Raw genomic sequence first — 26,202 nt, 5'->3', positions numbered from 1 at the left:
TCGTAAACCTAAAATTAAATTTTATGCTAAATAGATATAGTTATATGAAATAAATTTATAAGACTAATAATCCAAACTCTCTAAGACTTTTCATAGGTTTTGAGTACCAAAATAATTCAAAGTCTTCCAATTGTGCTTCGAAATCAGCTTTAACTTCCTGAAAAGTGTAGATTCTAGCGTTAGAAACGGAGATTTTCAAAAGCATTTCTAACAACCATTCTCCTTCCGGCTTATTAGTTTGAATATTGAAACTTTCCTTTTTATCATGGAAAGTCAAAGTCATCATTTCCCAAGAATTCCCTTTTTTGGATTTGGTAAAATATTCAACAGCTGGCTTTCCGCCTAACCAAACGATTTTGGCTGTAGGCTTGATGTTGAAATCCTCCTCTTCCTGTAAAGCGTCAAATATAAAATCAGATGAAATTTTAGTCTTTGGAATTTTAAACTCGAACCAATCCTGCAACTCATAATCGAAACAGATTCCGTGCATAAAATTGAACAAGGATTTCTTAAGTCCAAAACTGAATTTATCATGATCAATTCCTGTTGAATCCGTATAATTGATATCGTTATTGGCGAAAGTTCCAATCGCTTCGGTTTCCTTTACCACACCGAATTTCTCTGGATACAAGCCCACTGGACTGTGCGCAGTCATCGCAAACTGATGCCAAAATCCCGATTGCAACACGCCCACTTCAAATAATTGGCGAACCATTTCCAGACTATCAACGGTTTCCTGAATGGTTTGTGTAGGATATCCGTACATTAAATATGCATGAACCATAACACCTGCTTCAGTGAAATTACGGGTGACTTTCGCCACTTGTTCTACCGTTACGCCTTTATCAATCAATTTTAATAATCGATCCGAGGCCACTTCCAGACCGCCAGAAACGGCGATACAACCAGAAGCTTTTAGAAGCAAACACAAATCTTTCGTAAAGCTTTTTTCGAATCGAATATTGGTCCACCACGTAACCGCTAATTTCCTGCGAAGAATTTCAAGAGCCAAAGCACGCATCAAAGCCGGAGGAGCCGCTTCATCTACAAAATGAAATCCGTTCTCGCCTGTTTGAGCAATCATTTCCTCCATTCGATCGCACAATAAATTAGCAGCAACAGGTTCGTAAATCTTTATATAATCTAAAGAAATATCACAAAAAGTACATTTTCCCCAATAGCAACCGTGCGCCATGGTGAGTTTGTTCCAGCGGCCATCACTCCACATGCGGTGCATTGGATTCACAATTTCGATAACCGAAATGTATTTATCCAAAAGCAAATCCGAATAATCGGGAGTTCCCACTTGCGATTGTTTGTAATCGTGTTTTAGGGAATTGTTTTTGTAAACTACTTTTCCTTCTTTCAACAGAAAAGTTCTCTTATAGGAATTGTAATCCGGGTTTTCAATATTAAAAATCAATTCTTCAATTGGCGTTTCGCCATCATCCAACGTAATAAAATCAAAAAACTCAAAAACACGAGCATCCGAAAGTGAACGCAATTCGGTATTTGGGAAACCGCCACCCATTGAGATTTTAATATTCGGATAATGCTTTTTGACCCATTGTGCGGAACGAAAAGCCGAATATAAATTTCCTGGAAACGGAACTGAAATTAAGAATAATGTGGGTTGAATCGTATCTATTTTTTCTTTTAAAATTGAAAGAAGAACGTTATCAATATACGTTGGTTCTTGTTGCAAGGCTTCATACAACTCGTCAAAAGAATTGGCACTTCGTCCCAAACGTTCCGCATAGCGGCTGAAACCAAAATTAGCATCAACACATTCGACTATAAAATCAGAGATGTCTTCAAGGTATAAAGTTGCTAAATGTTTTGCTTTATCCTGTGTTCCCATGGTTCCAAAAGCCCAATCCAATTCTTCTAATTGTGCAAACCGAGACGCTTCCGGCAAGAAATCTTCCTGACAAATCTGAAGCGCCAATGTTGGATTTTTCCCTTGTAAAAAAGCAATAACAGGATTTATAGTTTTAAGGTATTCTTCTTGCAAAGCGAGAATCCTCTTGGAATTATCTGAAATGGTATGATTTGGAACTTTAAACGTTAAACCTCCAACTTCAAACAAATTTTGCAAACCTTCCTTCGAAAACAATTTCAAAATCACTTCAATACCCAAATCGGCCTGAACGGATTCGATATTTTTGGTATTCAGAAACCCTTTGATATATGCCGTTGCCGGATACGGCGTATTCAGTTGGGTGAAAGGCGGCGTGATTACGAATAATTTGGTTTTCAAGAGGAATTGTTTTGTGCAAAAATAAGGGATAATTCTATTCTTTGCACAAAAGTTAAAGGCTACATTTTTATTTATTCTTTAGATTCAAATATAAAATAATGCAATTTCTAGTTTTTATATAATCTGTAGATATTTAATTACATTTGTTTTGCTATAAATCTTACTTATGAAGCGAATTTTTCTTTTTCCTTTTTTATTTTTTTACTTTTTGCTTTTTACTTTTTCATTTGCAATGCAAGGTCAATGTTTTGATTGTACAAAAAACTTTGGTGGTTGGAATGATGATGCTACTGCTGATTTAAAGAAAGCAAGCGATGGTATATACTTAGCAAAGAATGGAGGGAATTTCGGAGATTGGATGTCTATTTACAAATTTGATTTTAATTGCAATTTAGTTTGGAAAAAAGAAATTGACGAAAGAAATCTCTATTTAAGTAAGTTAGCAATTGACAGCCAAGACAATATATATGTTTTATTTACTTGGTATAATGCTCATAATACTGTAGGCACCTATCCACAATTGTTTAGTGGATTGCCTATGTATCCTGGATTAAATCTGGTGAAATTTGATAAAAATGGAAATTTTGTTTGGAACCGATCGATAGGTAGTGGTGCAGATTACGGAATGAGAGATATCTATATCCACAATGATATTCTATACATAACTGGCACATTCATGGCTAGCATAACAATCAACAATCAAATAACACTGACAAACACCTTTAATACCGGATATTATTTGTATCATCCATTATTATTCATTTCTAAATTTGATCTTGATGGAAATCTAAAAGAAGCTAAAAAATTTGGAACTAGCGATGCTGAGTATACTAGCTCTGCAATGGATAAAAATGGAGATTTATATTTCGCAAGATATTCACCTTCAAATAGTTCATATACTCATTCAGACATTGATAAAATCGATACTAATTTAAATATTGTCTGGAGTAAAGAAATTTCCAACAATAAAACTAAAAATGCATCTTTTCACAGACCAACTCTTTTACATTATAACCCTAACAATGACAAATTATATCTGTGGGCATCTTTTTACAAACTAGCAGATATACTTGGAACTATTTATACAGATCCTATCGAAGGATATCATTTTACCCAAAGTATTTTATCAGAATTCAATATTACCACAGGAAACTTAGAGAGAATTAAACAAATTAACAACTCATCACGTTTGGACATTCCCGGAATGGATGGAAACTCTTCAGGAAACACGGGTTATTTAACTGAAAAAGGAAATGAATTATTTATTTTTTCTAGTTTTACCGGCACAATGACATTTCCCAATGCAACCATCAAAAGTAGAACGTACACTAGTGGTTCGTCTGAATATAATAGTGAGGATTTGGTACTTTTTAAAGTCAATTTAAACAATTTTGAATCTGAATTTATACTAAAATCAAATGGAACAAATTATTATTCGCAAGGCATGTCTACTGATGCTGCTAGCCCAATTTTATTTAATGGAAATGACCTATTCCTAACGGCAAATTTTCAAAGTGCCCCATTAACTATCAACGGTTCTTTTATCAACAATAACAGTGGTAACAATGCCAGCGATGTTATGTTTTATAAATATAAACTTGATGCATCAAATGCCACTGGTGAAATAATCACTGAAAATACCTGTTTGAACGGCTTGACTAGCTTTACGGTAAACGGAACATTTGATTCAATTACTTGGGATTTTAACGACCCTAATTCATCATCAAATAGTGCAGCAATTAGTAATCCAACACACCAGTTTTCAGCTGAAGGGACTTATCACGTTAAAGTGATAGTAAATTGCGGCTCTGATTCACAAACGCTAGAAAAAGACATCACTATTACTAATACCCCTGCTATTAATACTCTGAACTCCATTTATTCCTGCGAGACGATTCCAGGATCTGGAATATCGAACTCCTTTGATACTTCGAATATAAACTCGACTATAGTAGGGAGTCAAACTAATTTAGTAGTTGAATATATAGATTCAAATGGAAATTTATTACCCAGTCCTTTACCAAATCCATATACCAATACTATCAAAAAAGAAGAAACCATAAGAGTCAAAAGTTATTTTCAAAATAATTCATTTTGCTTTGTTGAAACCGATTTAAAACTTTATGCATTGGATAAGCCTACAAATCCCATTATAATTTCACCTCAAACTTTCTGTATCCAACAAAATGCGACTTTAAGAGAGATTTCAATTACGGGTCAAAATATAAAATGGTATAATGCTTTAACTAATGGAACTTTTTTATCAAACACGACTCCACTACAAAACGGAAATACTTATTACGCGTCGCAAACCATTAGTGGCTGCGAAAGCGAAAGAGTCCCTGTCCTAATAAATATCCAAAATACTCCTGAACCAACAGGAAATACAAATCAGACTTTTTGTTCCAGTCAAAATCCAACTCTAGAAAACATTGTAATTTCAGGAAATGCGATAAAATGGTATAATTCAGCCGGAATTCTTTTGTCCAATTCAACTTCTTTACAAGACGGCGTGACTTATTATGCTTCGGAAACAGAAAATAATTGTGAAAGCTCAAATAAAATAGCTATTACCATTTCACTTATAAACACTTTGCCTGCAAATAATTATGAAGAATTATTTTGTGATGATTTGAATGACGGTTCCGAGAAAGTGAATTTATCAGATTATGATTCTAAGTTGATTTCAAATACTTCAGGATATACGTTTTCTTATTATTCGACTTTTTCAGGTGCCGAAAATCAATTGATAGGTAATCAAATCAATAATTTTTCAAGTTACAGCTTAACTTTTGGTGAGAACAAAATTTACGTTCGCATCAATTCAAATACGCCTTGTTATGCCATTGTTGAATTGAAATTAACTCTTGTATCGAAACCAATTATTACAATTCCTGATGTTGTACCCATTTGTGAAAACAATTCCATTACTATTGATGCTGGTTTAGGTTTCGATACTTATTTGTGGTCAACAGGCGCAACGACATCTACGATAGTTGTTGCAAATCCAGGAAATTATTCCGTTATCGTTACTACTAATTACAGTACAATATCATGTTCGAGTACTAAGAATTTTGAGGTACGAAAATCAAACATTGCCACCATTACTTCTGTAGAAACACAAGATTGGACCGACAATCAGAATAAAATCACCGTTTTTGCATCTGGCGAAGGTGATTTCGAATATTCAATTGATGGTACGCATTTTCAGGACAGCAATCAATTTTCGGGATTGTTTAGTGGCGAATATACCGTACATGTCAGAGACAAAAATGGTTGCGGAACCGCCACAGATGAAGTCTTTTTATTAATGTATCCCAAATATTTTACTCCAAACGGTGATGGTTTCAACGACACTTGGAATATTAAATTTTCAGACTTGGAAACCAACTTGACTATAAAAATATTTGATCGTTATGGAAAATTAATCAAAGAATTAATCCAAAATAACAATTGGAACGGAACCATGAATGGTTATGAACTCTCGTCCGATGATTATTGGTTTATCGCGACCAGAGCAGATGGAAAAGAATACAAAGGTCATTTTAGTTTGAAACGCTAACAATCATAACCCAACAAAAACTGATTAAACGGCACAGATGAAAGAAAAATTACTGCTATTATTTATATTGTTAATTACACCGTTATTTGCTCAAAATAAAAATCAATCGATCGGTTTTAAAGAAAATAAAGGCCAGATTATTGACCAAAAAGGAAAAGCGAATCCAGCTGTAAAGTACCTGTTAAATTCAAATGGACTAAATGTACAGTTAAAGAAAAATGGATTTTCTTATGATATTTATGAGACTAAAAAACATCCTATAAGACATTCGATAGAAGAAAAAAGAAGCTTTTCTCCTTTAGATTACAATAGAGAAAAGATCCAAGATTACACTTTAGAATATGTATTTCACAGAATAGATATCGATTTTGTTAATTCAAATCCTAACGTAGAATTAGTTACAACGGAAGCTTCGAAAGATTATGACAATTATTACAATATCCCGAATAAACCCGACGGTGTCGTTAACGTACATCAGTTCCAACAAATCACATATAAAAACATTTACCCAAATATTGATGTAGTTTTTTTCGTTCCAAAAGATACTTTGAAAACAGTGGAATATAATTTTGTGGTGCATCCAAAAGGTAAAATTTCGGATATCCAAATGAAATTTAATGGGGCAAAAACGGAGTTAGTTAACAACAAAATCCAAATGCAAGTTCGTTTTGGTAAAATGGAAGAAACCCTGCCCGCTAGCTGGACAGAAGACGGCCTAGAGAAAAAGGAAATTGCTGTTGGTTACAAAAAAATCAAAAATAATATTTATGGATTTGAAAGCACTGAAAATGTATCAGGTAAAACGGTGGTAATTGATCCTGTTCCGACACGATTGTGGGGGACTTATTATGGGGGAGCACAAACAGACTATATTGTGGAAGCAAATAATGATCTTTCTGGAAATTTACTTATCACTGGAAGTACTTTTAGCAGAAATAATTTTACAACTTCAGGAGCATTTATTACAAATCATTATTCGACTCAGCCTTCATCATTTGAACCTGATGGATACATAGCGAAATTTGACACAAACGGATATAGAATTTGGGGAACTTATTTAAATGCATTCCCTTACGACATTGATATTGATTCTGATAATAATATTATTTCATCAGGATACGCGTATAATTTTAGTACTATTGGAACACTTGGTACGCACAAACCTAATAAAGCATTATACAATCATGATGGTTACATTTTAAAACTAGATGCTAATGGAATTAGGAAATGGGGTACATTCTATGGTGACACAGGAGAAGATATAATATACTCAGCTGTAATTGACCTTAACAATAATATAATTGTTACGGGGTACACTGGTAGTGTTGTAAATATTGCGACACCAGGAACCCATAAAGCAACAAAATTTGAATATTCAAATGATGTTTTTTTAGCAAAAATAAGCCTTGATGGTCAAAGGATTTGGGGCACCTATTATGGAGGTACTACTGATGATAAAGCTCTAAGCATTGCTATAGATGAAAACAATAATACCTATATCGTTGGAGAAACATTTAGTATTGATGGTATTGCTTTTGGCTCCTCCCATCAAAATTACTTAAATACCAATTCAATAGATGGATTTATTGCTTCTTTTGACCCTCAAGGAAAAATTATTTATGGAACTTATCATGGCGGCGATAAAAATGACTATTTTAATAAAATAGATTACAATAACCAGAAACTTCTTGTGTCAGGCAGAACATTTAGTACTAGTAATATAGCTACAATAAATGCACCATACCCAATTCCGCCAAATACAATTAATAGTTATTCTGCTGGACTCTTTTCAATATTCAATAAAAATGGAACTTTAGAAATGGGTAGCTATTTTGAAGATATTATTTTAGACTCCGGGTTTGATAATGATGGTAACATATTTATTAGTGGGATAACAAGCAAAACAGGAATTGGAACATCAAATGCTTATCAACAAAATTTGTTCAATAATTACACTGTAGATTCTTTTATTGTTAAATATAAATCTAATTATGTTAAAGATTGGGGTACTTACTACGGAGGTAGAGATCTTGAACTTGAATCTATCATTCGTATAGACCGAATAAACGGGTATATTTATATAGCAGGAAGAACATTAAGTGATAATACTATGGCCTCCAACAACGCCTATCAACCTTTATTAAATGGCCGGGAAGATTTATATATTGCCAAGTTTCAAGATTGTTTATCTAATCCTATTGCGTCAAGTAATTCCCCAATTTGTATTGGAAATACCATAGAACTAAAAGCATCTGGCGGAACAAATTATGCTTGGATTGGACCAAATGGATTCATATCAATGGAACAAAATCCAACAATCCCTAATGCAACAGCTCTAAATAGCGGTCAATATAGTTGTAGCATTACAGGAACTGGCGATTGCGACGATACAAAAATAGTTGATGTAATTGTTGGTGATGTTGAATCGCCAATTCCGAATCTTACTTCACTTCCTATAGTTAACGGTGATTGTAATACTGTAATTACCACAATACCAACAGCGACCGACAGTTGTGCAGGAGCGATTACAGCAACAACTGCAAATGCACTTTCGTATAACCTACCCGGGACTTATACTGTGGTTTGGAATTATAATGATGGAAACGGAAATACATCTACACAAAACCAAACCATAACAATTAGTAATCAGCCGGTACCAATTTCAACTTCGCCACAAAATTTTTGTATTCAACAAAATGCAACAATTAGTAGCATTGCAATTACGGGTCAAAAAATAAAATGGTATGACGCTCTAACAAATGGAACTCTTTTATCAAACACAACTCCACTACAAAACGGAACCACTTATTATGCATCGCAAACTATTAGTGGCTGCGAAAGCGAAAGAATTCCTGTCCTAATAAATATCCAAAATACTCCTGCTCCAACAGGAAATACAAATCAAACATTGTGTTCCAGTCAAAATCCAACTCTAGAAAACATTGTAATTTCAGGAAATGCGATAAAATGGTATAATTCAGCCGGAATTCTTTTGTCCAATTCTACTTCTTTACAAGACGGCGTGACTTATTATGCTTCGCAAACAGAAAACAACTGCGAAAGTCTTAATAAACTTGCTGTTACTATTTCGCTAATAAACACTTTACCAGCAAATAACTATGAAGAATTATTTTGTGATGATTTGAATGACGGTTCCGAGAAAGTGAATTTATCTGATTATAATTCTAAGCTGATTTCAAATACTTTAGGATATAGTTTTTCTTATTATTCGACTTTTTTAGGTGCAGAAAATCAATTGTCAGGTAATCAAATCAATAATTTTTCAAATTACAACTTAGCTTTGGGCGACAACAAAATTTATATTCGCATCAACTCAAATACCCCATGCTACGCTATAGTTGAATTAAAACTAACCCTTTTATCAAAACCAAAAATAACGATTCCAGATGTTGTTCCCATTTGTGAAAACAATACAATCACGATTAATGCCGGATTAGGTTTCGATACTTATTTGTGGTCAACAGGCGCAACGACATCTACGATAGTTGTTGCAAATCCTGGAAATTATTCCGTTACCGTTACTACTAATTACAGTACAATTTCATGTTCGAGTACTAAGAATTTTGAAGTACGAAAATCAAACATTGCCACCATTACTTCTGTAGAAACACAAGATTGGACCGACAATCAGAATACAATCACCATTTTTGCATCCGGTGAAGGTGATTTCGAATATTCAATTGACGGTATTCATTTTCAGGATAGCAATCAATTTTCGGCATTATATAGTGGCGAATATACCGTACATGTCCGAGACAAAAATGGTTGCGGAACCGTCACAGATGAAGTCTTTTTATTAATGTACCCCAAATATTTTACCCCAAACGGTGATGGTTTTAATGATACTTGGAAAATTAAATTTTCAGATTTGGAAACCAATTTGTCGATAAAAATATTTGACCGTTATGGAAAATTAATCAAAGAATTAATCCAAAATAACGATTGGAACGGAACCATGAATGGATATGCCCTTCCAGCAGATGATTATTGGTTTATCGCAACAAGATCAGATGGAAATGAATACAAAGGACATTTTAGTTTAAAACGATAACAAATTATCAAAATTTATGTTCTTTTTTGCTGACCATTAATAATGAAAATAAAGAAATACAGGCTGCAGTAGTCAAATAAAATCCAACATAAGTCAAACTATATTGTGTTGCTAACCAAATTGCAATCATAGGAGCAAAAGCGGCTCCAATAATTCCTGCCAAGTTAAATGCCAAAGAAGTTCCTGAATAACGAACCGTTGTAGGAAACAATTCAGATAAGAAAGTTCCTAAAGGACCGTATGTGAATCCCATCAGAGCCATTCCAACACATAAAAATAAAGTCACAAGAACTGCACTGCCGGAATTCAAGAAAAAAGAAAATGCAAAACCAAAAATAGCAATCGCGATTGTGGCGTAAACAAGCATTTTTCTTCTTCCAATACGATCCGCAATTAAAGCTGAAACAGGAATGAAAAGTGCAAAAAACACTACCGAAAACAATTGTATCAATAGAAAATCTCTTTTGGAATAACCCAAATCAGAAGTTGCCCAGCTAAGTGTAAAAACCGTCATGAGATAAAAAACCAAGAACGTAGTAATCGCTGCAAATGTGCCAAAAATCAGTTGGTTTTTATAAAATTTCAGTAAAGTAAAAAATGGGATATTAACTTCTTCTTTCTCTTTTTTAGCGTTTTCGAAAGCAGGAGTTTCGGTAATCTTTAATCGGATATAAAAACCTACGACAACCAATAATGAACTCGCTATAAACGGAATCCTCCATCCATAATCAAGAAAATCTTCGGAAGTCATTGTATCGGTCAAAATCAAGAAAGTACCACCCGAAAGCAATAATCCTATTGGCGCTCCAAGTTGCGGAAACATTCCGTACCAGGCTCTTTTATTAGGTGGAGCATTTTCGATAGCCAGTAATACCGCACCACCCCATTCGCCACCTAAACCAACACCTTGACCAAAGCGACATAACATCAATAATAAAGGAGCTGTAATTCCAATACTGGCATAACTTGGTAAAAAACCAATACAAACTGTTGAAATCCCCATCGTTAATAACGCAATTACTAAGGTGGTTTTACGGCCAATTTTATCTCCATAATGACCAAACACCGCAGAACCTAATGGTCTGGAAAGAAAAGCAATCGAAAATGTCGCTAAGGATAACAAAACGGAATTAGTACTATCATTTGAAGGAAAAAACAATTGAGGAAAAACTAAAACTGCGGCATTTGCATAAATATAAAAATCAAAAAATTCTATAGTGGTTCCTATTAAACTGCCAAAAAGAACATGTTTTAATGAGTTTTCATTCGAATGCTTTAAATTATCTTTCATAAAATTGTTAATTTTTTTGATAAAAATCACACTATTTTTCGAAAGTAACAAATATTATAGTTCCAATTATTATTGGTAAATTAGCAACATATAAAACTTTATTATGCCAACCGACTGTATCAGCTATCAGAATTCAGGATATTTCTCTTCTTTGATGAATGATTATTTAGAAAAAAAAACAAACTTACAATCCCTATATAACAGATTCCCAACGCTTGAAAACTTTGAAGCACAAATTCAAGAAAAGCAAGTAAACTTCAATGAGAACGGCACTCTTAAAAGACAAATATTAGTTTCTACATTAGAAAATCAATATTCAAAAATTGAAACTTCAGTTTTGACCAAACAAAATATTGAAGCTTTAATTAATCCAAATACATTTACTGTTACAACCGGACATCAGTTAAATTTGTTCAGCGGACCTTTATATTTTTTGTATAAAATCATTTCGACTATTAATTTGACAACCGAATTAAAAGCGAAATATCCAACCTATAATTTTGTCCCCATTTACTGGATGGCGACCGAAGACCATGATTTTGAAGAAATCAATTATTTCAACTTTAAAGGTAAAAAATTCCGTTGGAACAAAGAAAGCACAGGTCCAGTTGGTCGCTTGTCTACTGAAGGCTTAGCTGAATTTCTTGAAGTATATACTTTGGAATTAGGCTCTAGTAGAAATGCAGCTACGCTAAAAAAACTGTTTGAAGATTCCTATCTAAATCACGATAATTTAGCCAATGCTACTAGATTTCTGGCTAATGCGCTTTTTGGTGCGTATGGTTTAGTTATTTTGGATGCGGATAATGCTGACTTAAAACACAACTTTATCCCTTTTGTAAAAGAAGAATTGCTGCAAAAATCCTCCCATAAATTAGTTTTGGAAACTGCCGAAAAATTAAAAGAGTATACAATTCAGGTGAATCCCCGTGAAATCAATTTGTTTTATATCGAAGATGATTTACGGGAACGTATCATATTTGAAAACGACACCTATAAAGTAAATCACACGAAAATTGAATTTTCTGAAAATGAAATTCTAGCTTTATTAGAAAATCATCCCGAAAAATTCAGTCCTAACGTGATTATGCGTCCCTTATATCAGGAAGTGATTTTACCGAATCTATGCTATATTGGCGGAGGCGGAGAAATTGCTTATTGGTTAGAATTAAAATCCTTTTTTGCTGCTGCAAAAGTAACTTTTCCAATGCTTTTGCTTAGGAATTCTGTACTATTGGCAACCGAAAAGCAAGCTAAAAAAGCAGATAAACTAGATTTGAACTGGGAAGATTTATTTTCGAAACATGCGAATTTAGTAACTACTAAAACCAAAGAATTGTCAGATTTCCCAGTCGATTTAACGCATCTAAAAAAACAGTTGCAAAAACAATTTCAGGAGCTTTATGATGTAGCGAACAAAACCGACGAGTCTTTCCTTGGAGCTGTAAAAGCGCAAGAAACCAAACAAATAAAAGGATTAGAAAATCTGGAGAAACGTTTACTGAAAGCACAAAAAAGAAAACTGAGTGATATTTTGCAACGCATCACTGAGTTGCAAAACGAGTTATTCCCCAACCAAAGTTTACAGGAACGACAAACTAATTTTTCGGAATTTTATTTGGAATTCGGTGAAAATCTGATTCCAACATTGATTAAACAACTCAAACCATTGGACAATAAATTTGATATTATTGTACTTTAATCAGATAACTGTTATTTGAGTGCCGAATTTGTAAAAATAATCAATAAAAAAATCCTATTTTTGCACAAAATTTAAAAAATAAAAGATGGCTACTAATAGAACATTTACAATGATTAAGCCTGATGCTGTTGCTAACGGACACATCGGAAACATACTTGCAATGATTACAAATGCAGGTTTCAAAATCGTTTCTTTGAAATTAACACAATTAACTGTTGCTGATGCACAAGCTTTTTACGAAGTACACGCTGCAAGACCTTTCTACGGTGAATTAGTTGAATTCATGTCAAGAGGACCAATTGTTGCTGCTATTTTAGAAAAAGACAATGCAGTTGAAGATTTCAGAACTTTAATTGGTGCTACAAACCCTGCTGAAGCAGCTGAAGGAACTATCCGTAAAGCATACGCAACTTCTATTGGAGAAAATGCAGTTCACGGTTCTGATAGCGATGAAAATGCAGCTATCGAAGGTGCTTTCCATTTTGCTGGAAGAGAGCAGTTCTAGTATTCCGTTTTCAGTCGCAATTGACAGTTACGAATTATATAAAATAGAAAATCCCGTTTCAAAATTGAAACGGGATTTTTTTATATCAAAAATCTAAAATCGTTAATCAACAATCTAAAATCACTACCTCAAAACTACATCTTTCACCACATCACGTCTTAATTCTTCGTTAATCATAGCTACAATTTTAGACTTTCCGTGACTTAATTCTTCACGCAAAACGGACGAAGTTAACTCAACATACAACGTACTTCCTTTCAAAACCACATTATTTGTATAACTGTTCACACCATTCCCCATTAGGTTTTTCCACGCATCCTTCACGTCAATTTGATCCATTCCGGGTTGCAGTTTATTCACTTGGATTATTTGTTTCAAAACATCCCCTATCGTACTTTGATTATTTAGTCGTTTTGCCATCGCCCAGTAAATTTATTGATGTTGCTTTCTTGTAATGATATTCTGTTTTTTCCTTGCTCAACAGCACTAATTCTTCCGCTGACACAGCAATCAACTCCTCACTCCACTTCATGTAAGGCGTCGAATAATCTAAAAAAACTTTGTCATCCGCAAATCGAACCGTTACGTTTTCATACGTATCATTCACTAAAAAAGTCCCGTCTAATTGCGGCATCACTTTTTTCCGAATCCCCTTATTATTCTTTATTTCAAAATAATCATACACTTCATTCATCCCGTATTCTTTATCCTTTATGGAATCAAAAACAACCTTTTCTACTTCCCAATACCCGTTTATTTTCGAAATGTCATCTTGGGTTATCTTTTGCTGACAAGCCACAAAAAGAAATGCTATAAAAAGAATGCTAAATGTTTTTTTCATAATACTAATTATTTTTAGGAGCTGTTTCCTGCTTTCCGCTTCAATCTTTTTATCCGCTGAAAAAGCGTCTAGAAAGGATTTTCACTGCAATCAGGGCTAGAAAATTCGGGATAAATCACGCCTATTCTAATTACAAAGTTACTCTTATTAAATTCAAAGAAAACAAAAATAGTGGAAACACATTAAACTATTTTCTATATTTTTGGTCTTAAAGGAATTAGAACTAAATCATTAGCAAGATGTCAAAAATAATATATAGTTTCCTCATCGTATTACTTTGTAGCAGCTGCAGTTCTGACACTCCTGAACCAACTCCTACTCCCTCAACTGAAACACTCTACTTTCCACCATTAACAGGAACAGCTTGGGAAACAAAATCTATTGCAAGTTTAGGTTGGAAGCAAACCGCCGTGCAACCTTTATTAGATTATTTAGCACTTAAAAATTCAAAATCTTTCATCATTCTTGTCAACGGAAGAATCGTAATGGAAAATTATTTCAATGGTCATGATGCTAATGCTTTTTGGTATTGGGCAAGCGCTGGCAAAACACTGACCTCAACAGTAACAGGCATTGCACAACAAGAAAGCCTAATCAACATCAACAATACAGTTTCGCAATACATAGGAACCGGCTGGACAAGTTTGACTTTAGCTAAAGAAAACTTGATTACAAACAAACATCTACTCAACATGACTTCCGGATTAGATGACAGTACAGATGATGTTGATCCAGCAAACCTAAAATACAAAGCCGACGCAGGAACACATTGGGCGTACCATAATGTATATGTAAAATTACAGGATGTGATTGCACAAGCCAGTGGCCAAACCTGGAATGCTTATTTCAACACCAAATTAAAAGATAAAATAGGAATGGATGGTGCTTGGTTTCAATTAGGCAATAATTCTGTTTACGGAAGTAATACTCGCTCCATGGCACGCTTTGGTTTGTTAATCTCCAACAAAGGTAAATGGGAAAGCAACACGATAGTGAATGAAAACTATTTAAATGAAGCAACAAACACTTCACAAAATATCAATCTGGGATACGGCTATTTATGGTGGCTGAACGGAAAATCAAGTTATCATTTACCACAAATCCAACTGCAATTCAATGGTAGTTTAATACCAACAGCACCAGCCGATATGTATATGGCGTTAGGCAAAAACGATCAAAAAATTTATGTTATTCCAAGCAAGAAAATGGTTGTTATCCGAATGGGAGATGTTGCAAATCCAGACAATCCAACGTTTGCCTTATCCGATTTTGATGAAGTTTTATGGCAAAAAATAAGTGCTTTGTACCAGTAAAATTACTTAGTTTTCAAACTTTTCATAAAACCCAAAACAAAGAAAACCAAACCTATTATTAGTAAAAAATAATAAAAACCAAGACTTTTATCTCGGACAAGATTTGCCAAAATAAAAGAAATGATGCTTACTAAATAAAGATACATCGGAGGTGTATTTTTCAACGAAGAGAAATCCATTCTAATTATTATTTAAAAAAACTATCTACAAACTCGTATTTATTAAAAACCTGAAGATCTTCAATTCCTTCGCCTACACCAATATATTTTACAGGAATTTGAAATTGATCAGAGATTCCAATAACAACACCACCTTTTGCAGTTCCGTCTAACTTAGTAACAGCCAAACAAGTAACTTCAGTAGCCGCTGTAAATTGTTTCGCTTGTTCAAAAGCATTCTGACCGGTTGATCCATCCAAAACCAATAATACATCATGTGGCGCGTCACCAACGACTTTTTGCATCACTCGTTTTACTTTGGTCAATTCATTCATCAAATTAATCTTGTTGTGCAAACGACCTGCAGTATCGATAATAACGATATCGGCATTTTGAGCTACGGCTGACTGTAAGGTATCAAAAGCTACCGAAGCCGGATCACTTCCCATATCCTGACGAACAATAGGAACACCTACTCGATCCGCCCAAATTTGCAACTGATCGATGGCTGCAGCCCGAAAAGTATCTGCTGCACCAAGAACCACATTATAACCTTGTTTTTTAAATTGATACGCTAATTTACCAATAGTAGTAGTTTTCCCAACACCGTTTACCCCAACAACCATTAAAACATAAGGCTTAGTCTGAATTGGAATAACAAATTCAGAAGCTTCGCCAGTATTTGTCTCTGATAATAAAGCTGCAATTTCTTCTCTAAGTATTTGATTGAGTTCTTCAATTCCCAAATATTTATCTGAAGCCACACGGCTTTCTATTCGTTTAATAATCTTTAATGTCGTATTGACCCCAACATCTGAGGCCACTAAGATTTCCTCTAAATTATCTAAGACTTCATCATCCACTTTTGACTTTCCGGCAACCGCTTTGGTCAACTTCGAAAAGAAATTTGTTTTTGATTTTTCAAGACCTTTGTCTAATGTTTCTTTTTTCTCTGATGAAAATATTCTTTTGAAAAAACTCATTGTATAAATAGTATTAAGAATGAAGTATTTAAGTCCAAAGAACCAATACGTTTTTCTAATGGTAAATATAGAAAATAAAAAAGCTACTTCCGAATGAAAGTAGCTTTTCTATATAATATGAATGTTGATTATTTCTTTTTCAAGAATTCGTCAACTGATTCCGGTGTCATAATAGATTCTACGAATGTATATGCACCTGTTTTTGGAGATTTCACCATTTTAATGGCTTTTGACAATCTCTTAGAAGCTGTTTGTAACGATGCTACGGTTTTCTTTGCCATGATTCAAATGTTATTTAAATTTAAATAAAATTTTCAAATGTAGAACATTTGAGATTTTTATCAAAATCTCTAATTATTACTTAATTTCTTTGTGAACAGTTACACGTTTCAAGATTGGATTAAATTTCTTAATCTCTAATCTGTCTGGTGTATTTTTTTTGTTCTTTGTTGTAATGTATCTTGAAGTTCCTGCGACACCAGTAGTCTTGTGCTCAGTACATTCTAAAATTACCTGGATTCTATTACCTTTCTTTGCCATCTTGCTATTTTTTTATTTTGGAAGGGATTATTTAATAAATCCTTCTGACTGCGCTTTTTTCAAAACTGCAGCGATTCCATTTTTATTAATTGTTTTTATCGTAGATGCAGCTACTCTTAGAGTAATCCATCTATCTTCTTCTGGAAGATAAAAACGCTTTTTAACTAAGTTTACAGAAAATTTTCTCTTAGTTTTGTTCATAGCGTGAGAAACGTTATTTCCTACCATCGCTCTTTTACCTGTAAGGTCACAAACTCTTGACATTATACTTATCTTTTATCGTTATTCAAAATCAGGGTGCAAAGAAAAGAAAAATAAACCTATTAACCAACAATATTATCGTACATTTTTTAAAATTTCTTTCTGCAATAGTTCTAAACTTTTAATTACCGCTCTATCTATCACTTTTTCACGGGGTTGCCCAAAATTAAATTCCTCAACAATTATTTCATTTGGCGTAGCCAGTGCGATAAAAACAGTCCCTATTTCCGCTTTTGAGTCTCCTTTTGTAGGACCGGCATTTCCCGTTGTCGCAATTGCATAATCCGTTTTCATCATCTTTTGAACGCTCAAAGCCATTGCCGAAACCACCTCTCTACTCACCACAGAATATTCGTCAATAATACTTTTCGGCACTCCTAAAACATTAATTTTTACTTCAGTTCCGTACGAAACTACACTACCTTTAAAATATCCAGAAGCTCCTGATACGGATGTTAAAACTTCTGCAATCTTTCCTCCTGTACAACTCTCGGCAGTCGAAATGGTTTTATTTTGCTTTGTAAGCATTTTTCCTACTACTACTTCAATCGTTTCGTCATCATCAAAACCAACAATAATATCATGAATTAGCGCATCCAGAGAAGCAACATTTTCATCAATAGCCGCTTCTAATTTTTCTTTATCGGTACCTCGTGCTGAAAGCCGTAAACGAACTCTCCCGGGACTTGGTAAATAAGCTAATTTTATGAATTCAGGAAGATTGTTTTCCCAATCTTCAATTCGTTCCGCCACCAGACTTTCGCCCTGACCATACGTCAGAATTGTTTTATGGATAATGTAAGGGCGTTTGTATTCCCGAACCACTTTTGGAATGATCTCATTTTCTACCAAATATTTCATTTCATAAGGAACTCCCGGAAGTGAAATATAAACAGTACTTTCCTTTTTCATCCACATTCCTGGCGCCGTACCCAACTGATTGTGAAGTACCGTACATTTTGAAGGAACCAGTGCCTGATCTTTATTAATTTGGGATGCCGTTCTATTCATCACGCGCTCTATAAGCTCAATTACGTGCTTTTCGACTGCTTCATCAATCACTAACTCGTCTTCAAAATAATCGCAGAACGTCTTCTTGGTAACATCATCTTTAGTTGGTCCTAAACCACCTGTTATAATAACCAAATCGACTTTGTTTTGAAGCGATGTAAACGTATCTAAAATGTGTTTTTTATCATCACTTATCGAAATCATTTCGTTGATTTCAACACCAATTTTATCTAATGATTTGGCAATAAAACCAGAATTCGTATCGACAATTTGACCTATTAAAATTTCGTCACCAATGGTAACTATAGTTGCTTTCATTTTTCTAATTTAGGAATTCAGAAGTTTCTAAAGAATTTTAAAGTATTACTGTTTAAATGATTATTTAATTATCAACTTAAGCGGCACTGGCTTATAAGGATTACAATTTTTAGGAGTAATAATGTATTTTTTGATCTTCACGAATTGCAATAACTTATAAACAAACTCATATTGCTTTTTATCATAACTCAATGAGAAAATTTCTTTTGCAATGCCATTTGGAATATTTTTACTTGTTTCTCGGCCATCAAACACACCCGAATACATCATTAAAGGTAGGTGGAATTCTGTATTATTTTCCACAATGTAATAAGAAATCCCACGATTATACTTTCTTGCATTTTTAATTTCACGATACTTCATCTCATAGTTTTTATAGTAAACACCATTAATTAGCGTATCTTTTTTATTTATGAAATCAAACCTACCAGAATCATACTTATACTTTTCTTTTTGATAATGAATACTCTCACACAATAATGTTATACTTTCTGCTTTGAAAAACTCACTTTTATCAATTATGGAATTACTACGAATACCTTTTTCGTCAATAAAATCTATTCTAAAATTTAAACTATCCTCTTCATAAACTCTACATTCATAAGTATCGTCTTTAGAATTAGTTAACAGATATCGTTTCTCTACTTTTGAAGTTTGATTTTTCTGAAATTTATATTCAATAATATAGTCAAAAAAATATTTTTTCTGAGAAGTCATAGTAAAAGAAGACAATAAAAAAAGCAGGAGTATTATTTTGTATTTCATATTTGTCTTTTAGACCAACAAAAACAATTCTATGGTAGTTTTAAAAATACGCAATAGTTAAATGACAGTATTCATTTATAGTTTGCGTGAGGGATAATAGTGAAAATCCTCTCTCGCTTTTTAACGAGAGAGATTACTTCACCTAACAATTATTTTCATAGGAGCTCAGTGAACTTAGTTTGCAACGGATAGCCCGACCACGCTTTCACTATCGTTACAGCGTGGTCACACCTCAATATTACAAATCGAAATCTTTTTTGATTTCCTTGATAGCGTCGTTAACTTGGTTTTTTACGCTCTTAAAAGTTTCTTTGATGTCTTTCTTTTTACCTTCAGCTTTGGTCCATGCTTCGACTTGAAGAATCTCTTCAAAAGCCACATTTAATCCCATTAAATCAAGCGTTGGTTTTATCTTGTGCGCATAAGCATAAGCATGCTTGTGGTCTTTCTTTTTTATTCCTTCTTTTATTTGTAGTAAATCATCTGGAACTTCGGTAACGAATAAAGTCAGAATTTCATTTACAAATTCCGGATCGTTGTCTGAAAGTGCGTACACTTTTGAAAGGTTGTAATTTATAGCCATTATTTTACTTGTATTCTAAATAGTTGTTGTCCTTCTAAAAATCCTTCTAAAACGTCATCTGCCTTTACCGCAGCAACTCCTTCCGGGGTTCCGGTAAAAATAATATCGCCAATTTTTAACGTAAAAAACTGAGAAACATAAGAAATAAGTTCGTCAATTTTCCAAAGCATAAAACTAGAATTACTTATTTGAACCGTTTTATTATTGTTGGTTAATTCAAAAGTAATATTTTCTAGTGAACTAAATTGATTTTTTGGCAAAAATTCACCTATAACCGCCGAGCCGTCAAATGCTTTTGCTTTTTCCCAAGGCAGCCCTTTTGCTTTTAATTTATCTTGTAAATCACGAGCGGTAAAATCGATTCCGACACTAATTTCGTCATAATATTTATGCGCAAATTTAGGCTCAATGTATTTACCCACTTTGCTTATCTTGACAATAATCTCGATTTCGTGGTGTACATCTTCCGAGAATTCCGGGATTACAAACGGATGTTGTTTCAACAATACAGCCGAATCCGGTTTCATGAAAACCACAGGTTCCGTTGGTCTTTCGTTATGCAATTCCTCTATGTGATTGGTATAATTTCTACCGATGCAGATTATTTTCATTTCTTAATTAATTCAAAAATTTAATGATTGAAAGATTCAAAAATTAGCTTAATTTATTATTTAGCTTTCGAAGTTTAATGGCCGTCAAAACTTTCTTAGTGTACAACGGAAAATCAGCGTTTTGAATCCAACTGAAATAACCAGGTTCTGTTTCCAGAATTTTGTCCACCTTCACTCCTTTGTGCTTTCCAAAAGTAAAAATTTCTTCATTGTCTTTGTCAAAAGCAATCATTCCTGCAAAATCAGCGATTTTTTTTCGAGTTGTAAACTCCGATAATGATTTCATGTCGTTTTCCAGTTCCGGATAACGGTCCAGTTGCGCTTTCAAAATTTCATAAGTCGCCATCGTATCAGCTTCTGCAGAATGTGCATTTTCAAGCGTTTTTCCGCAATAAAACTTATGTGCCGCACCTAATGTTCGTTCTTCCATTTTATGAAAAACAGTTTGTACATCTACTGAAACTCTGCCTTTCATATCAAAATCTACTCCAGCACGTAACATTTCTTCGGCCAATAACGGAATATCAAAACGATCGGAATTAAATCCAGCCAAATCACTGTCTTTAATCATATTATAAACTTGCGCTGCCAGTTCATTAAAAGTAGGTTCATTCGCTACTTTTTCATCCGTGATACCATGAACAGCAGTAGTTTGTGGCGGAATTGGAATCGTAGGATTCACCAACCAGGTTTTACTTTCTTTATTTCCGTTTGGAAAAACTTTGAATATTGAGATTTCTACAATTCTATCTTTCCCGATGTCAATTCCTGTGGTTTCAAGATCGAAAAAGCAAATTGGTTTATTGAGTTTAAGTTCCATTTTTAAATTTTGTGTGGATACAAATATAGAAATTTGGGTTTAATTTCGTTTAAAGTTCAACGTTTAAAGTTCCCGAAAACCTCAAAAAAAGAAAACCCGATTGATTTTTGAAAATCAATCGGGTTTATATTGCAATTATATAATTTTAAACATCTCTGTTTACATCAAAAGCTTCTAAATATTCAGCGACTCTTTTTACAAAACTACCTCCTAACGCTCCATCAACCACTCTATGGTCATAGCTGTGCGACAAGAACATTTTCTGGCGAATCCCGATAAAATCTCCTTCCGGAGTTTCAATTACTGCCGGCATTTTACGGATTGCTCCAAGAGCAAGAATCCCCACTTGCGGCTGATTCAAAATCGGCGTTCCAAAAACGCTTCCAAAAGTTCCCACATTGGTAACTGTATAGGTTCCGCCTTGTGTGTCATCCGGTTTTAATTTTCCTGCTTTAGCACGACCACCTAAATCGTTTACCGCTTTGGCCATTCCTACTAAATTCAATTGATCCGCATTTTTAATAACAGGAACAATCAAATTTCCGTTTGGTAATGAAGCCGCCATTCCAAGGTTGATATTTTTCTTTTTGATGATATAATCACCATCAACAGAAATATTCATTCCAGGATAATCTTTCAGCGCTTTCGCAACTGCTTCCATAAAAATTGGCGTATACGTCAATTTCTCACCTTCTCTTTTTTCGAAAGTATTTTTATTTTTCTCTCTCCATTTTACAATATTCGTAACATCGACTTCAATAAATGATTGTACGTGAGCCGAAGTTTGTACCGAAGCGACCATGTAACCCGCAATCAGCTTGCGCATTCTGTCCATTTCAATAATTTCATCACCACCACTTACAGATACTGGAGCTGCTTTTTGCACAACTGGAGCTGCCACTGGTTTTTGAACTGCTGCCACCGGAGCCGCAACTACAGGTTGGCTTGCTCTATTTTTTACGTAGTCTAAAATATCATTTTTAGTTACTCTTCCTTCTTTTCCTGTTCCTGAAATTGATGCTAATTCAGCCACAGAAACTCCTTCTTCTTTAGCAATATTTTTAACTAAAGGCGATAAGAATTTTTCTGATTCCGAATAATCAGCAGAAAAATCTTTTAGCGAAGCATCATTTTCCTGGGATACAGAAACTTCCGGATTCACCGCTTTTGTCAATTCAGCAATAACCTCAGGAGCAACCGCTTCTTTCACAATTGACACCTGTTCTCCACCTTCGGTTTCAATAATTGCGATGGTCTGACCAACCTGAACCAAATCGTCTTTACCGAACAATTGTTCCACTAAGATCCCCGAAACTTCACTTGGTACTTCACTGTCTACTTTGTCAGTAGCAATTTCAAGTACGGCTTCGTCCGCTTCAATTTTGTCTCCAACTTCTTTTAACCAGTTTGTAATGGTTGCTTCAGCAACGCTTTCTCCCATCTTTGGAAGTTTTAATTCAAATCTTGCCATATTGTTAACCTAAAAGGTGATATTGATTTTCAGTTTGCGAAATTACTAAATATTTCAAATATAAATTACATTAAATGTAATTTTTTACTCTATTTCTATAATCTCACCTCTCTCGTTACTATTGTTACTTCCTATTAAAAAATTAGCGGTTTTAGGTATGATTTTAAAGGTAATCCCTTTATTCCTTGCCGATTCGAGAATTGCAATACATTCTTTAAAAGAAATGAATTCGTTATCTAAAATAATTTCCACTGCTTTTTTGTTTTTAACAGAAGACGAAATTACCATTTTTTCTGTTTTTAAATCGTGAAACCGGACTTTATTTTGCAAAACAAGACGCAGTTTATCTGCTAATTTTTCGTTCGTCGAATACAAAAGATATGATTTTGGAACCGTTTTTATTGTAGATTTCCCTTGAAACATTTTTACCAAAGAAAAAAATACGATTCCTGCCTTCATAAAAATCGAGAATAAAGCGGAAACACGAAAATGCTTTTTGTAGAAGAAATTCATTGCTTCCTGAAACCGCTTCATATAAGTTTCGTCCTTAACGGTGCTTTCTCCTTTATAATGGATTACGGTCGTTTCATGGAAATAAAAATTGGATTTTCCTTTTTGCAAAATCCGATATGACAAATCGATATCGTCAGAATACATGAAACAATCTTCATCAAATCCGCCGACTTCAAGATACAAATCTTTTTTCAGGAACATAAAAGCACCCACGAGAATGTCTACTTTTCCAGTTTGATTTTCGTTTAAATGCTGCGCGTAATATTTCCCGAACGTTCTTGTGTTGGGAACTAATTTATACAAAGCGGTGATTTTGGTAAAAGCAACCCAAGGCGTTGGAACACCACGTTTGCTTTCCGGCAGAAAATTCCCGGCTCCATCAATGAGTTTACAACCCAAGATCCCTAAATCCGATTGTTTTTGGGCGAAAGCCAATATTTTTGTAAACGTATCTTCGGCAACAACGGTATCTGGATTCAAAATACAAATATATTCTCCTTGCGCTTGGGCCACGCCAATGTTATTGCCTCTTGGGAAACCTAAATTTTCGCTGTTTTGAATGAGTTTTACGTTTGGAAAACGTTGCTTCATCATCGCACAACTGTCATCGGAAGAATTATTATCAATTACAATTATTTCGCCGTCAATGGTTTTTAAAGCGTTTTCAACACTTAAAACACATTGCTCCAGAAAATAGCGAACGTTGTAATTGAGAATGATGACAGATAATTGCATTGGACAAATATAATTAGAAAACTTGCCAAATAGAAAATTAGAAAATTATCTTAATAATTTTTGGAGATGACTTGGATTTTGCTTGTTATTCCAAAATAACAACAAATCAATTTGTTTTTTATCTTCTAAAATAATGTAGTATAAGGTTGTTTGTTTTGAAATAACCAAAGAATAAATTTTACCTTTTGAACTATATTTTCCAATAGAAGGGTTTTGGCTCAAAGTTTCAATAAAATTGTAAACTAATAATGTGAATTTCTCAACTTCAGTGCTATTCCATTTTTTTAAATAAAATCAATTTCATCTAAAAAAGTTAATTCCGCTAAAGTCAGCCAATGAATGTAATACCTCATTAAGTGAGATTATATTTTTTTCTAGCTTCAGCCATTATTTGAGAATGAGGTTTCCCAAGCCCCTGATTGCTTTGTTTTAAACTAATTTCAATTAGTTGCTTAACCTGTTCCGGAATTTCATCCCAAAAGTCGTCTTGAATTTCAGCATCTAAATTGGATTTTGGCTGATACAATACCGCTTCTTCCCCCACTGATTGGGATTTCTCGGTTTCCTTATATTTTTTTGAATTAGAATCCATTACAATTATTTTGATTGTCAAATATACGTTTTTTTCAGAATATTAAAAACACAAACACTTACTTCTCCTTAGTCTCGATTACTTCACTAAACTTATGTTTTTATGCGAGCTGAGTAAACTTCGTTGGCCGTGAAATCCTTTGAGAAGAACTAACAAAGATCACAAACGAAAGCGCAAACGTAATCGGCAAATAAAGGTAACATAGATACTTCAGAACAATTTAAATTCTGATTTTACGCTAAGAATTCTGTACTTTTGCCGACTAATCACGAATCCCAAGAAATAATTCATTGAAAAAGATATTCTTCTTAGTCCTCTTGTTTACCATTTGTACTTCACAAGCTCAAATTTCGGGTTGCACCGATCCACTTTCTAAAAATTACAATCCTGCCGCAACTGTTAATGACGGAAGCTGTGCGTATGTTTCGGTAAAAATAAAACCAAAATATTCCGTTAAGCTGAATGCACTTTTGAAAGAAACGTCCAGCTTACTGCAAAGCGATTCGCTGTTATGGACGAGTAATGATAATTCGGAAACGGTTCTTTATGGCATGAATGCAAAAGGTGTCATTCAAAATAAAATCCAGCTAAAAAATGTCACCAATACCGACTGGGAGGAAATTTCGCAAGACAGCGACTATTTTTATATTGGCGATTTTGGAAACAATCTTACTGGAAACCGGAAAGATTTGCAGATTTTAAGAATTGAAAAAAAATCGCTTAACGCGGAGAAACAAAAAATTGATACCCTTTCTTTTTCGTATTCCAATCAAAAGGATTTCAAGACCAATAAAGTGAATGCAACCAATTTTGATTGTGAGGCATTTATTGTTACGGGGGAAAATATTTACTTGTTTACCAAACAATGGAAAGAGAAAAAAACCAGCGTATATCAAATTCCGAAGATTCCCGGCAAACATATTGCTCAACTCAAACATTCCTATAATGTGGATGGATTAGTAACCTCAGCAACGTTTCTACCCGGAAAAAAGCTGCTAGTTTTGGCTGGCTACAGCAGGTTTTTATCGCCCTTTATGTATCTGTTTTACGATTATAATGGTTCCGATTTCTTTTCTGGAAATAAGAGAAAAATCAATATCTCCATGCCTTTGCATCAGGTGGAAGGCATCACTACCCAGGATGGACTTCACTATTATTTAACCAATGAAAATTTCTCCAGAAGACCAATTATTACGGTCTCCCAAAAGTTGCATCACTTTGATTTAAGTGCGTTTCTAGGCAATTATCTGAAATAAAAATTGTTAATGATACCTTAGATTCAACTAAACTATTGG

At 34.0% G+C, this 26,202-nt stretch carries 22 protein-coding genes; 6 read left to right on the top strand and 16 right to left on the bottom strand.

All coding sequences use genetic code 11. From position 1 onward, the window contains the following. Positions 1–55: 55 nt before the first annotated feature. Positions 56–2,260 carry a B12-binding domain-containing radical SAM protein gene (locus tag IWX80_RS08340; protein WP_196853029.1) on the bottom strand — a complete coding sequence of 735 codons (2,205 nt, stop codon included), beginning with the start codon at positions 2,258–2,260 and terminating at the stop codon, positions 56–58. Positions 2,261–2,426: 166 nt separating this feature from the next. Between IWX80_RS08340 and IWX80_RS08335 the strand changes: the two genes are divergently transcribed. Both IWX80_RS08335 and IWX80_RS08330 read left to right on the top strand, forming a co-directional pair. Continuing rightward, positions 2,427–5,822: a T9SS type B sorting domain-containing protein gene (locus tag IWX80_RS08335; RefSeq protein WP_196853028.1), complete on the top strand. Its 3,396-nt coding sequence runs from the start codon at positions 2,427–2,429 to the stop codon at positions 5,820–5,822. Positions 5,823–5,859: 37 nt separating this feature from the next. Beyond that, a complete protein-coding gene (locus IWX80_RS08330; protein ID WP_196853027.1) occupies positions 5,860–9,894 on the top strand; it encodes a DUF7948 domain-containing protein in 4,035 nt (1,344 codons plus the stop codon). A gap of 7 nt (positions 9,895–9,901) precedes the next feature. Here the strand turns inward: IWX80_RS08330 and IWX80_RS08325 are convergent, their stop codons facing one another. Next, positions 9,902–11,185 (bottom strand): MFS transporter, encoded by a 1,284-nt coding sequence (locus IWX80_RS08325; protein WP_196853026.1) that lies wholly within the window; start codon positions 11,183–11,185, stop codon positions 9,902–9,904. A 103-nt stretch (positions 11,186–11,288) separates the two neighbouring features. On the opposite strand from IWX80_RS08325, the gene bshC reads away from it, so the two are divergent. Together bshC and IWX80_RS08315 are read left to right on the top strand one after the other, a co-directional pair. Then, positions 11,289–12,887 carry a bacillithiol biosynthesis cysteine-adding enzyme BshC gene (gene bshC / locus IWX80_RS08320; RefSeq protein ID WP_196853025.1) on the top strand — a complete coding sequence of 533 codons (1,599 nt, stop codon included), beginning with the start codon at positions 11,289–11,291 and terminating at the stop codon, positions 12,885–12,887. 85 nt (positions 12,888–12,972) lie between these two features. Beyond that, positions 12,973–13,392, top strand: coding sequence for a nucleoside-diphosphate kinase (locus IWX80_RS08315; RefSeq protein ID WP_113634352.1), 420 nt, complete (start codon positions 12,973–12,975; stop codon positions 13,390–13,392). 123 nt (positions 13,393–13,515) lie between these two features. Here IWX80_RS08315 and IWX80_RS08310 read toward each other — a convergent pair whose 3' ends face one another. After that, positions 13,516–13,812: a DUF721 domain-containing protein gene (locus tag IWX80_RS08310; protein ID WP_073355171.1), complete on the bottom strand. Its 297-nt coding sequence runs from the start codon at positions 13,810–13,812 to the stop codon at positions 13,516–13,518. Then, positions 13,793–14,233 carry a hypothetical protein gene (locus tag IWX80_RS08305; RefSeq protein WP_196853024.1) on the bottom strand — a complete coding sequence of 147 codons (441 nt, stop codon included), beginning with the start codon at positions 14,231–14,233 and terminating at the stop codon, positions 13,793–13,795. The genes IWX80_RS08310 and IWX80_RS08305 overlap by 20 nt, the downstream gene beginning before the upstream one ends. A gap of 239 nt (positions 14,234–14,472) precedes the next feature. On the opposite strand from IWX80_RS08305, the gene IWX80_RS08300 reads away from it, so the two are divergent. Further along, entirely contained in the window at positions 14,473–15,546 is a 1,074-nt protein-coding gene (locus IWX80_RS08300; RefSeq protein WP_196853023.1) for a serine hydrolase domain-containing protein, read from the top strand. Positions 15,547–15,733: 187 nt separating this feature from the next. On the opposite strand, the gene ftsY is transcribed toward IWX80_RS08300, so the two are convergent. The 12 genes from ftsY to IWX80_RS08240 form a co-directional block, all read right to left on the bottom strand. Next, positions 15,734–16,687, bottom strand: coding sequence for a signal recognition particle-docking protein FtsY (ftsY, locus tag IWX80_RS08295; RefSeq protein ID WP_196853022.1), 954 nt, complete (start codon positions 16,685–16,687; stop codon positions 15,734–15,736). 128 nt (positions 16,688–16,815) lie between these two features. Next, positions 16,816–16,968, bottom strand: coding sequence for a DUF4295 domain-containing protein (locus IWX80_RS08290; RefSeq protein ID WP_072987107.1), 153 nt, complete (start codon positions 16,966–16,968; stop codon positions 16,816–16,818). Positions 16,969–17,044: 76 nt separating this feature from the next. Then, positions 17,045–17,227 carry a 50S ribosomal protein L33 gene (gene rpmG / locus IWX80_RS08285; protein ID WP_007805817.1) on the bottom strand — a complete coding sequence of 61 codons (183 nt, stop codon included), beginning with the start codon at positions 17,225–17,227 and terminating at the stop codon, positions 17,045–17,047. Positions 17,228–17,254: 27 nt separating this feature from the next. Beyond that, complete coding sequence (rpmB, locus tag IWX80_RS08280; RefSeq protein ID WP_024980263.1) at positions 17,255–17,491, bottom strand: 50S ribosomal protein L28; 237 nt, start codon at positions 17,489–17,491, stop codon at positions 17,255–17,257. Between the two features lie 72 nt (positions 17,492–17,563). Beyond that, positions 17,564–18,817, bottom strand: a complete 1,254-nt coding sequence (locus tag IWX80_RS08275; protein ID WP_196853021.1) for a CinA family nicotinamide mononucleotide deamidase-related protein — start codon at positions 18,815–18,817, stop codon at positions 17,564–17,566. 60 nt (positions 18,818–18,877) lie between these two features. Then, positions 18,878–19,582, bottom strand: a complete 705-nt coding sequence (locus tag IWX80_RS08270; protein ID WP_196853020.1) for a hypothetical protein — start codon at positions 19,580–19,582, stop codon at positions 18,878–18,880. A gap of 238 nt (positions 19,583–19,820) precedes the next feature. Beyond that, positions 19,821–20,165 carry an Hpt domain-containing protein gene (locus IWX80_RS08265; RefSeq protein ID WP_113634357.1) on the bottom strand — a complete coding sequence of 115 codons (345 nt, stop codon included), beginning with the start codon at positions 20,163–20,165 and terminating at the stop codon, positions 19,821–19,823. Next, positions 20,165–20,776: a fumarylacetoacetate hydrolase family protein gene (locus tag IWX80_RS08260; RefSeq protein ID WP_196853019.1), complete on the bottom strand. Its 612-nt coding sequence runs from the start codon at positions 20,774–20,776 to the stop codon at positions 20,165–20,167. Before IWX80_RS08260 ends, IWX80_RS08265 begins: the two co-directional genes overlap by 1 nt. A gap of 43 nt (positions 20,777–20,819) precedes the next feature. Further along, positions 20,820–21,596: an exonuclease domain-containing protein gene (locus tag IWX80_RS08255; RefSeq protein WP_196853018.1), complete on the bottom strand. Its 777-nt coding sequence runs from the start codon at positions 21,594–21,596 to the stop codon at positions 20,820–20,822. Between the two features lie 145 nt (positions 21,597–21,741). Continuing rightward, positions 21,742–23,067 carry a dihydrolipoamide acetyltransferase family protein gene (locus tag IWX80_RS08250; RefSeq protein WP_196853017.1) on the bottom strand — a complete coding sequence of 442 codons (1,326 nt, stop codon included), beginning with the start codon at positions 23,065–23,067 and terminating at the stop codon, positions 21,742–21,744. A gap of 84 nt (positions 23,068–23,151) precedes the next feature. Next, positions 23,152–24,315, bottom strand: coding sequence for a glycosyltransferase family 2 protein (locus IWX80_RS08245; protein WP_196853016.1), 1,164 nt, complete (start codon positions 24,313–24,315; stop codon positions 23,152–23,154). Positions 24,316–24,667: 352 nt separating this feature from the next. Beyond that, complete coding sequence (locus IWX80_RS08240) at positions 24,668–24,907, bottom strand: hypothetical protein (RefSeq protein WP_196853015.1); 240 nt, start codon at positions 24,905–24,907, stop codon at positions 24,668–24,670. Between the two features lie 290 nt (positions 24,908–25,197). On the opposite strand from IWX80_RS08240, the gene IWX80_RS08235 reads away from it, so the two are divergent. Next, the gene (locus tag IWX80_RS08235) at positions 25,198–26,163 is read left to right on the top strand and encodes a T9SS C-terminal target domain-containing protein (RefSeq protein WP_334682295.1); all 966 of its coding nucleotides are present in this window, start codon (positions 25,198–25,200) and stop codon (positions 26,161–26,163) included. Positions 26,164–26,202: the final 39 nt, after the last annotated feature.

Source organism: Flavobacterium sp. CAN_S2 (assembly GCF_015752255.1).
Classification (GTDB): Bacteria; Bacteroidota; Bacteroidia; order Flavobacteriales; family Flavobacteriaceae; genus Flavobacterium.
The sequence above is the reverse complement of the archived record's forward strand: the minus strand, read 5'-3'. Positions and strand labels throughout refer to the sequence as shown.